Annotated in this window: 6 protein-coding genes; 2 read left to right on the forward strand and 4 right to left on the reverse strand. The window is 63.1% G+C overall.

All coding sequences use genetic code 11. The features are described 5' to 3' along the window. Nucleotides 1-128: 128 nt before the first annotated feature. The 3 genes from DFR34_RS16440 to DFR34_RS16450 form a co-directional block, all read right to left on the reverse strand. The gene (locus DFR34_RS16440; RefSeq protein WP_110392243.1) at nt 129-3,515 is read right to left on the reverse strand and encodes a leucine-rich repeat domain-containing protein; all 3,387 of its coding nucleotides are present in this window, start codon (nt 3,513-3,515) and stop codon (nt 129-131) included. A gap of 140 nt (nt 3,516-3,655) precedes the next feature. After that, complete coding sequence (locus tag DFR34_RS16445; protein ID WP_110392244.1) at nt 3,656-6,133, reverse strand: ABC transporter permease; 2,478 nt, start codon at nt 6,131-6,133, stop codon at nt 3,656-3,658. Beyond that, nucleotides 6,120-6,821 (reverse strand): ABC transporter ATP-binding protein, encoded by a 702-nt coding sequence (locus DFR34_RS16450; RefSeq protein ID WP_110392245.1) that lies wholly within the window; start codon nt 6,819-6,821, stop codon nt 6,120-6,122. Before DFR34_RS16450 ends, DFR34_RS16445 begins: the two co-directional genes overlap by 14 nt. Here DFR34_RS16450 and DFR34_RS16455 point away from each other — a divergent pair. Continuing rightward, entirely contained in the window at nt 6,820-7,413 is a 594-nt protein-coding gene (locus DFR34_RS16455; protein WP_110392246.1) for an arylesterase, read from the forward strand. The genes DFR34_RS16450 and DFR34_RS16455 overlap by 2 nt on opposite strands. 312 nt (nt 7,414-7,725) lie before the next feature. On the opposite strand, the gene DFR34_RS16460 is transcribed toward DFR34_RS16455, so the two are convergent. Then, nucleotides 7,726-8,595, reverse strand: coding sequence for an NAD(P)-dependent oxidoreductase (locus DFR34_RS16460; protein ID WP_110392247.1), 870 nt, complete (start codon nt 8,593-8,595; stop codon nt 7,726-7,728). A 352-nt stretch (nt 8,596-8,947) separates the two neighbouring features. On the opposite strand from DFR34_RS16460, the gene DFR34_RS16465 reads away from it, so the two are divergent. After that, nucleotides 8,948-9,925, forward strand: a complete 978-nt coding sequence (locus DFR34_RS16465) for a M14 family metallopeptidase (RefSeq protein WP_110392248.1) — start codon at nt 8,948-8,950, stop codon at nt 9,923-9,925. Nucleotides 9,926-10,128 lie beyond the last annotated feature (203 nt).

Here is a 10,128-nt window from a genome sequence, read left to right on the forward strand (position 1 = left end):
CGCTTCCGGCGTTTGGCCAGAGCTTACGAGAAGCTGCCGCAGACGCTGGCTGGATTACATTACGTGGCGTTTGCCATGTTGATGCTGCCGCACCTTCCTGATGTTGTTGGGATGGTTCAGAACATGCTCTAAAGCCCGCAGCGCTTTTTTACCAACTCAACCACCGGCTCAAACTCTGCCGCAGACAAGGCCGCCGCGCGCGGCATCACCCGGTCGGCAAATGTATACAGCGCATCGGCAAGGTGCACGGTAAAGGTTTTGATGTCTTGCAGCTGCTGCGTGGTGCTTTGCCCGCAATCCGTTGGGCCAACCTTACGGGCTGAATTTTCTAATCTTGCCAGCTTATCTTGCCAATACTGAACGCGTGCCAAGCGGTCTTCCAGGTCGTTAATCCCGGCATCCTCCAGCACCACCGGAATAATCCGCTTGGCAAACTGCTCGGCCTGGCGTTGTGCGCGCTCCCAGATAAACCCCAGCTCACGCATGCAATCCACCGATTGGGTGTATTTGGCGCTCAGCACGACAATCACGCACAAGCCATGGCCGATTTCCTCCTCAAACTGGCGAATGCTATCGCCCGTGCGCATCACGTCTTTGTCGCGGTGCACCTTGACCCAAGGGGCCAGCGCATCCTGTAGCGCGGCCACTGTGGCGTCGCTCTCGCCACCCCAGGCATACGACACATAAACCGAAGGCATAGCGCGAGGCTGTATCTCAGCAAAGGCTTGGTGTTCGTGTTGATCTAGGATATCGCCGAAGTCTATATCCTCACTGTCATGGCATGCTTCACCAATTTCCCATTGCACGGTGGGCGCTTGGCCAATGCGGATTTGCTGAATCGACTCAGTCAAATGCGCCACCACCCCAGCCGCGCCACGGCCCCCGGCCTCCACCACAATGCGCCCCCTGGCGGAGCTGGCGTCCACGCCCAGCGGCTCTACCGAGATGCGCACCGGGCCTTTGGCTTGGCCATCGTAATAGGCGACCCCGGTCTTCCAATATGCGGCATGTTCTCCGGCCTTTTCACCGATAGCGCACAGCACGGCGCGCAGCACGCCTTCGTGCAAAAAGTGGTATTCCAGACAGGCGCGCGCCTCTGCGGCTTGCTCGCACCAGATTTTTTCGACTTGTTCCAATACTTTTGCATATTCCGGCAATAGGCCGGGGGAAATATACACGCCGTCACTAACGTGAAAAAAAACGCCGCACTGCTGCATCATCGACAGGAATAGTACTTGCTCTTCGCTTGAATACTCGCGCCAAACCAAAGCATTCAAGAGGTCTTGGGTAAATTTACCATCCCGCTCTCGGATCATCGGCAAAGTGCTGGCGCGATCCAATACCGCATAGATGCCGCTCAACGCCCAGGCCTGATCCAACACCACCTGCTGATCAAACAGCTCAGCGCGCCAAAAAACCTGCCCGGCGCGGTGCAGATACTCAATCGACACCTGGGGAATCGCCTGCGAATGGGCAGCCTGGCATAACTCGACGTAGTCCGGCCAACTGAGGGTTTTGTACCCGACATCGCGCTGCGCGCGCAGCTGGTCGGCAATATCCACCCAACTTTGTGGCAGCCGGACGGCGCCATAGCGCTCTTGCAGCAAGCGGGCGGCTGCCTTGAGCATCGGGAGAAAGCGCTCCAGGCCATCACGTTGTTTGGCGCTGCACGCCGTGCGTTGCAGGCGAGTAAAACCATGCGAGCCAGGAATCGGGGCTTCCTGCTCGTCGCAGACTCGGTCGCATTGCGATTGCACCACCATCACCGGCGCATGGGCCCCGGCCAGTGAGCGCACATATTCCAGCCAGTACACCAGCGGCCGGTTTTGCATGGGCACGCCATTTTCTTCAAACGCATCGGGGTTTTCATGCTCGGGCGTCCACACAATCACATACACCGCCCGTTCATCCAGAAACAGGCTGTGCATGCCCAGATAAATATCCTGACCGCCAAAATCCCACAGATTGCCAAACAGCGTGGGTTGCCCGGCATTGTCAAACAACAGGGGAAAGCGCCCCAGATGGATGCCATGCGTGCTGGCTACCCCTTCATCAAATGACAAGCCTTGCAATCGTCGGCAGATTTGGGTTTTACCGACGCGGCCATTGCCCAGGACAAAAATCTTCACTTCGCGATTACTGGCCTCGCCAGTGGCCACGATGTCTTGCTGCCAGGCTAGGATGCGGTCTAGGCATGCGGTGCCTGAGTCGTCGTCACGATTATGATCATGGGCCAGCTCCTGAGGCGCATCAAGCAGGGTGTCTGCTTGCAGGCTTTGCAAATAGACGAGCTGATTGATGGGGCTATGGCCGGGAAAGCAAGTAAAGGGAAAGCTGCATGCAAGTGTGTTGAGCTTGGGGACAGACTGTAGTGCGGCCAGGTCGCTGAGATGGACTCCTGAGCCACGCAAATTTAGCTGCTGTAGGCGGGGGAGCGTTAGGTCGTTGGTTTGCCTGAACCAGCTCAAATTAAGTTGCTGGAGGCTGGAAAGCTGAGCGAGCGGGATCAGGTCACTGATTTGTTCGCCCCAGCTCAAGTTCAGTTGCTGGAGGCTGGAGATCTGAGCGAGCGGGGTCAGGTCGCTGATTTGCTCGCACTTACTCAAATCCAGTTGCTGGAGGCTGGAGAGCTGAGCAAGTGGGGTCAGGTCACTGATTTGCTCGCACTCACTCACATTTAGTTGCTGAAGTCTGGAGAGCTGGGCGAGCGAGGTCAGGTCGCTGATTTGCTCGCACCTGCTCAAATCCAGTTGCTGGAGGCTGGAGAGCTGAGCGAGCGCGGTCAGGTCGCTGATTTGCTCGCACCCGCTCAAGTTAAGTTGCTGTAGGCCGGAGAGCTGAGCGAGTGGGGTCAGGTCGCTGATTTGCCGGCACTCGCTCAAGCCAAGTTGCTGGAGGCCGGAGAGCTGAGCGAACAGGGTCAGGTCGCTGACTTGCTTGCACCCGCGCAAGTCCAGTTGCTGGAGGCTGGTGAGTTGAGCGAGCGCGGTCAGGTCGCTGATTTGCTCGCATCTGCTCAAGTCCAGTTGCTGGAGGTTGGAGAACTGAGCGAGCGGGGTCAGGTCGCTGATTTCGCACCCGCTCAAACCCAGTTGCTGGAGGCGGGTGAGCTGAGCGAGCGGGACCAGGTCACTGACTTGCTCACACCCACTCAAATCCAGCCGCCGAAGCCCGGTCAATTGAGCCAGCCCTGTCAGTTTAGTCAACTGACGACAATGACTGAGGTCCAAACCCCGCAACGCTTTCAGCCCCTCAATAGGCCGAAAATCCGCCAGCGCCTCGCAGCCGGCCAATTCCAACTCTTCCAACTGAGTCAAGGCGGCAATCTGGGTGATGTCGCGCAGTTGCCGGCATCTTTTCAATGATAGTTTTTCGAGTCGGGGCAGTTGGCGCAGGCTGGCCGGCAGTATTTCAAGGCGCAGCGAGTCGAACACCAGTTCGGTGGCGTGGTTGGCGACGGCTTCGGCGATCAGGCGTTCGGCTTCGTGCTCGATATAGTGATTCAGCGGCAACATCAGGAATCCGGTCTGGAGAATGGCGGGGCGGATGCTGAAAAATTATGCCAGAAGTCTGCGCTGCCATGGCGGCGTGGCGCGTTTGCGCTCACGCCGCTTAGCGCGCATCTTCACCGCCGGCCCCAGGCGCGGGCGCCCTGTCAGCCCAGCCGCCGCAGGGTATCCAGCGGCGGGGTGCGCACAATCTGGCGGCCGGTGGGCCAGCCGGCCAGGGTGACGGCCACGGCGCCGGCCAGCGGGCCCCACAGCAGCAGCCAGGGGTTGGCTTCTACTGGCAGGTTCAGCAGCCGGGCGCTGACGATGGCGGACAGCGCCAGCGCGCCCAGCGCCGCCAGCAGGCCGGCCAGGCCGCCCAGCCAGAGCAATTCGCCCAACACCACGCCCACCACCTGCCGGCGCGAAGCGCCCAGGGTGCGCAACAGCGCCACGTCGCGGGCGCGCTCGTCCTGGGTCGAGACGGTGGCGGTCCACAGCACCACCAGCCCGGCCAGCAGGCTAAAGCCAAACACTCCGCGCATGGCTTCCACCAGGCGGCCGACCATATTGCGCACTTCCGCCAGAATCAGGCCGACGTCCAGCACGGTGAGGTTGGGGAATTTCGCCACCAGCAAGTCCACCACGGCCGCCTGGGTGGGCGGCAGATGAAAACTGGTGATATAGCTGGCCGGTTGATTGGCCAGCATCGCCGGGCTGGCGTAAACAAAGAAATTCACCTTGAAGGTGTCCCACTGCACCTTGCGCAGGCTGGTGACCGGCGCGTGCAGCTCGTTGCCGGCCAGGTCAAAGCGCAGCACGTCGCCCACGCGAATGCCCAGGGTGTCGGCAATGCCTTCTTCGACAGAAAACCCCGGCTTGCTGGGCTCCCACGCCGCACCGGCGCTGATGCGGTTATCTGCCGGCAGTTGCTCGGCCCAGGACAGATTGAATTCGCGTTCGGCCAGGCGCTGGGCGCGTTCGTCCGGGTATTGCTCGGGGCGCACCTGGCGGTCGTTGATCGACAGCAGCCGCGCGCGCACCATCGGCGCCAGCTCGGGCGCCGGCAGGCCCTGGCTGCGCAGCAGCTCGCGCACTGGCTCGCGTTGCGGCGGCTGGATATTGATGACAAAGCGGTTGGGGGCATCGGCCGGCACATTGCGCTGCCAGGCGGCCAGCAGGTCGCCGTGCACCACGGTGAGAATCAGCAAGGCCATCAGCCCGCTGGCCAGCGCCACCATCTGGGTGATGGACAGCGCGCGCCGCCGGGCCAGGTTGGCCAGGCCATAGCGCCAGCCCACCTGGCCCGATCCGGGCAGCCGGCGCAGCAGGGCCAACAGCAGCCAGGCCAGCAGCGCCGCCAGCGCGGCAAAGCCGGCAAAGCCCAGCGCCACCGCAAGCGCCAGCGGCCATTCGCCGGCTTGCCAGCCCATCAGCGCCAACAGCGTGGCGCCGCCCAGCAGATAGCTGCCGCGCGCGGCGGCGTCGTCCGGCGGGGCGTCGCGCAGCACGGCCAGCGTGGGCGCGCGGCGCAGCGCCAGCAGCGGCGGCACGGCAAAGCCAAACAGCAAGGTGGCGCCCACCGCCAGACCTTGCGCCCACGGCTGCCAGCCGGCCGGCGGCAGGCTTTGCCCCAGCAGGCTGGCCAGTTGGGCCAGCACAAGCTCTTGCGTCAGCCAGCCCAGCGCGCAGCCGGCCAGCCCGGCCAGCAGCGCCAGGGCAAAAAACTGGCTGAGGTGCAGCCACAGCATATCGCCCTGGCTGGCGCCCAGGCAGCGCATCACCGCCACCGCCTGCCGATGGCGATTAACATACCGCCGGCAGGCCAGCGCCACCGCCACGGCGGACAGCGCCACCGCCAGCAGCGCGGTCAGGCCCAGCACGCGCTTGGCGCGCTCCAGCGCGGTGCGGATTTCCGGGCGGGCTTCTTCCACGTTTTCGATGCGCTCGCCGCGCGCCAACTGGGCGCTGGCCTGCTGACGAAACGCCTCGACCTCGGCCGGCGCGCCGGCCAGCAGCAGCCGCCAGCGCGCGCGGCTGCCGGTCTGGATCAGGCCAGTGGCGGCTACGTCGTTGGCGTGCAGCATCAGCCGGGGAATAAAGTTATAAATATCCATCGCCGCGTCTGGCTCGCGCACCAGCACGCCGGCCACTTGCAGCCGGCTGGCGCCGACTTCCAGCCAGTCGCCTTCGCGCAGCTTGAGCTTGTTCAGCAAGCGGGCGTCGGCCCACACCGTGCCCGGCGCCGGAATCAGTTGGCCGCTGCGCGTTTGCCCGTGCTGGCTGACGGTGACTTCGCCGCGCAGCGGATAACCGGGGCTAACCGCCTTGAAGGTGGCCAGCTGGCTTTGGCCATTGGCCAGGGTCATGCTGGGAAAGGTCAGCGTCTGCGTGTGGCGCAGCCCGCCCAGCTGGCCTTGCCAGCGGGCCAGATTGTCCTGGTCGCTATTGATCACCACATCCGCCGCCAGCAGCTGGCTGGCTTGCAGATGCAGGGCGCGATCCACCCGATTGGTGAAAAACCCCACGCTGCTCATCGCCGCCACCGCCACCAGCAGGGCGGCCAGCAGCACGGTGAGCTCGCCCGCGCGCAGTTCGCGGCGCATCATGCGCAGCGCCAGCCGCATGCGTTCAAACCCCGGCATGGCGCGCCTCCGTCAGTTTGCCTTGCTCCAGCCGCAGCACCCGCTCGCAGCGCGCCGCCAGGCTGGCGTCGTGGGTGACTAGCACCAGGGTGGTGTCTTGTTCGCGGTTGAGGGTGAACAAGAGTTCGATCACCTGCGCGCCGGTGTCGGCGTCCAGATTGCCGGTGGGCTCGTCGGCAAACAGCAGCTTGGGTTCGCCGACAAAAGCCCGCGCCAGCGCCACCCGCTGCTGTTCGCCGCCAGACAAATGGCGCGGATAATGCCCCAGCCGGTGCGCCAGGCCCACCCGCGCCAGCATGGCGGCGGCCTGCTCGCGCGCGCCGCGCAGCCCGGCCAGCTCCAGCGGCAGCATGACGTTTTCCAGCGCGGTCAGCGCCGGCAGCAGCTGAAACGACTGAAACACAAAACCCACCAGCCGCTGGCGCAGCTTGGCGCGCTCGTCCTCGCTCAGGTGCGACAGGCTTTTGCCAAACAGCAGCACCTGGCCATTGCTGGCGTGGTCCAGCCCGGCCAGAATGCCCAGCAGGGTGGATTTGCCCGAGCCGGAACTTCCCACAATCGCCACCGTCTCGCCGGTGGCGACGGTCATATTGACTCCGCGCAGAATGGTGAGCGTATCGCCGCCATAGACCACTTGCCGGGCGACATCGACGGCTTGCAAAATCGGCGTCAAAGAAGGTGCAGACATGAAAAGAATGATCCTGTTGTGTATGGCCATGCTGTTGAGCGCGCCCGGCTGGGCGGCCACCATCATGGTGTTTGGCGACTCGTTGTCCGCCGGCTATGGCTTGCGCCCCGGCGAAGGCTGGGTGGATTTGCTGCGCCAGGCGCTGCCCGCCCATCAGGTGGTCAACGCCAGCCAGTCGGGCGAAACCACGGCCGGCGGCCTGTCGCGCCTGCCGGCGGCGCTGGCGCGGCACAAGCCCGATATCGTCATTCTGGAGCTGGGCGGCAACGACGGCCTGCGCGGCCTGCCGCCGGATGATATGCGCGCCAATCTGGAGCAGATGGTGGCCATGTCGGCACAAAGCAAGGCCCGCGTGTTGCTGGTGGGCATGGCGCTGCCGCCCAACTACGGCCAGGCGTATGGCCGGGCTTTCCAGATGGTGTATTCCGACTTGGCCAAACAGCGAAAGTTGCCGTTTGTGCCGCTCTTGGTGGAAGGCTTTGCCACCGACCGCACGCGGTTTCAGGCGGATGGCATTCATCCCAACGCCAGCGCGCAGGGGCAGATGCGGGACAGTGTGCTGAAGGTGTTGCGCGGGATGGTAAAAAACTAGTAGCCAGTCACCATGATTTGAACCGACTGGCTGGCGCTTAGACCGCAGTACGCTGTGGACACGCCTGGATTCCCGCCTGCGCGGGAATGACTCGGTGTGATGCGACGTGGGGTTCTTCGTGGCGCACAAGCCCTTGTGTTTCAACGTGACTGGCTACTAGACGCCTGTTGAAGCCCGTTCTGTTCGCGCTGGCTGTTATTCAGATTGTTGATTTTGCAGTTTTTTACTGTCTAATGGGCTGTGTTTCGCATACAGCGGCATCAGGCTGAGGCACCCACCCCATGCTGGCTTCGGGTGGGCGCCTGTTCACGCTCAGGCGCGTCGGCTGGCAATCAGCCGGGCAATTGCCGAAGAATCCAGCTCGCCATCGCCTTGGGCCACCAATTGCTGAATCAACTCGGCGGCGTGGCTGGCGGCATCCAGGCGGATGCCCAGCGCGGCGGCGGTGTCGGCGACAATCCCCATGTCTTTTTGGTGCAGCCTGGCCTTGAAGCCAGGGGCGTAGTTGTCGTCGATGATGCGTTGGCCGTGCACATCCAGCACGCGGCTGCCGGCAAAACCGCCCAGCAGCGCTTCGCGCACCGGAGCCGGATCCACCCCGCAGGCGCGCGCCAGCGCCATCGCCTCGGCCACCGCCTCGATGGTGACCGCCACCACAATCTGATTGCAGGCCTTGGCCACCTGGCCAGCGCCGGAGTCCCCAATGCGGGTGATAGTCTTGCCCATGGCTTCCAGCACCGGGCGGGCGGTATCCAGCGCCGCGGCCTTGCCGCCCACCATGATGGTCAGTGTGCCGTTGATGGCGCCAATCTCGCCGCCCGACACCGGCGCATCAAGAAAATCCACCCCGGCGGCGGCCAGTTTGGCGGCGATGTCGCGCGCCGCCAGCGGCTTGATGGTGCTCATGTCGATGGCAATCAGCCCTGGGTGGGCGCCGTGGATCACGCCGTGTTCACCCAGCATGACTTCTTCCACGTCCGGCGTATCCGAGACATTGCTGATGACAATCTCCACCTCGCGTGCCAGTTCGGCCGGGCTGGCATACACCCGCGCACCCTGGGTGACCAGTTCGGCGGCGCTTTCCGGGCGACGGGCATAAACCGACAGCGTATGGCCGGCGCGCAGCAGATTGGCCGCGCAAGCGCGCCCCATGATGCCCAGGCCGATGTAACCGACTTTCATGTGAGTTCCTTATATGCTGAATGTGCCAGGCGGGCCATGCACGGCCCAGTGCAAAGAATGGCATCGTAGCAGAACAATGCCGGGCTTGGTGGTGGTGCACAGGCCAGCTGTCTTGGCTGCCATGTGCGGATATTGCCCCATTCTGCTGGCCAGCATGCGCGGTAAAAATGACCGATGGTGTGTCACACAATCGCGCTGAACTTGAATCTGCATTACAGTTTGATAATGTACTACACTATCAAACTAAATTAACACAACTGTCACGCTAATTCAGGCGTGACACATGGCCACATACACGTGGCCTTTTCTGTGCATTTTCCATTTTTTATTCCCTGCTCTGCCGAGGCGCGTCATGACCGTTCCCATGCATTTCCAGTCTGTTCACTTTTCCGCCATCGAACCCGGCCCTCGGCTGATTGTGCTGGGCGCGGTGCACGGCAACGAGGTGTGCGGCCGGCTGGGCATTTTGCGGGTGATCGACGACCTCAACAGCGGTCGCACCCGTTTGCTGCGCGGCAGTGTCACCTTTGTGCCGGTCACCAATCCGCTGGCTTACAACAAGGTGCAGCGCGCTGGCGACCGCAACCTGAACCGCAATCTGGCGCCGACCGATGCGCCGCAAGAGTTTGAAGACCACATCGCCAACTGGCTGTGCCCGCAGCTGGCTGCGCATGATGTGCTGCTGGATTTGCATTCGTTTCTGGCGCCGGGCGTGCCGTTTGCCTTTATGGGGCCGCGCAATAACGACGGCCCGCTGGAGCCGTTTGCCTTTGCCGAGCAAGAGCAGGCGCTGGCGGTGCGGCTGGGGGTGAACCGCTTTATCGAAGGCTGGCTGTCCACCTATGCGCTGGGCGTCGAGCGGCGGGTGAAGGTGTTTGGCCACCAGACCGACCGCGCCACCCAACTGAACACCGACACCCGCTACGGCGTGGGCACCACCGAATACATGCGTGCGCACGGCGGCTGGGCGTTGACGCTGGAGTGCGGCCAGCACGCCGACCCACAGGCGCCGGACGTGGCCTACACCGCCATTTGCAACACCCTGGCGCATCTGGGCCTGAGCGACGCGCCGGCCCCCGAGGCTCGGCCTGCCAGCGACTGCGAAATGCTGGCGCTGTATGAAGTGATCGACAAAATGCACGCCGATGACCGCTTTGTGCGGCCGTTCGCCAGTTTTGACGCGGTCAAGCAGGGTGAGCAGATTGGCGTGCGCCACGATGGCGTGCCGGTGCTGGCGGCGGAGGATGGCTGCATTGTCTTCCCCAACCCGAACGCCCAAGTGGGGCAGGAGTGGTTTTATCTGGCGCGCCCGAGCAATCGCCTGCGCTAAGAGCGGCTAACTGTTGCCCGACCTTGCCGTACTTGTCGCACTGTCTGCACACGCCTAGTAGCCAGTCACGTTGAAACGCGAGGATAAAGACGAGCAAGCTTACGTCGGGCATCCTGAGTGGAGAACTTCCACTTGATGGGGATGGCTTTGGCGTTGCGTTCACGCACATTGGCCTCAACCTCGCGTCGCAACGTTTCTTCATC

Source organism: Rivihabitans pingtungensis, from assembly GCF_003201855.1.
Taxonomy (GTDB): Bacteria; Pseudomonadota; Gammaproteobacteria; order Burkholderiales; family Aquaspirillaceae; genus Rivihabitans; species Rivihabitans pingtungensis.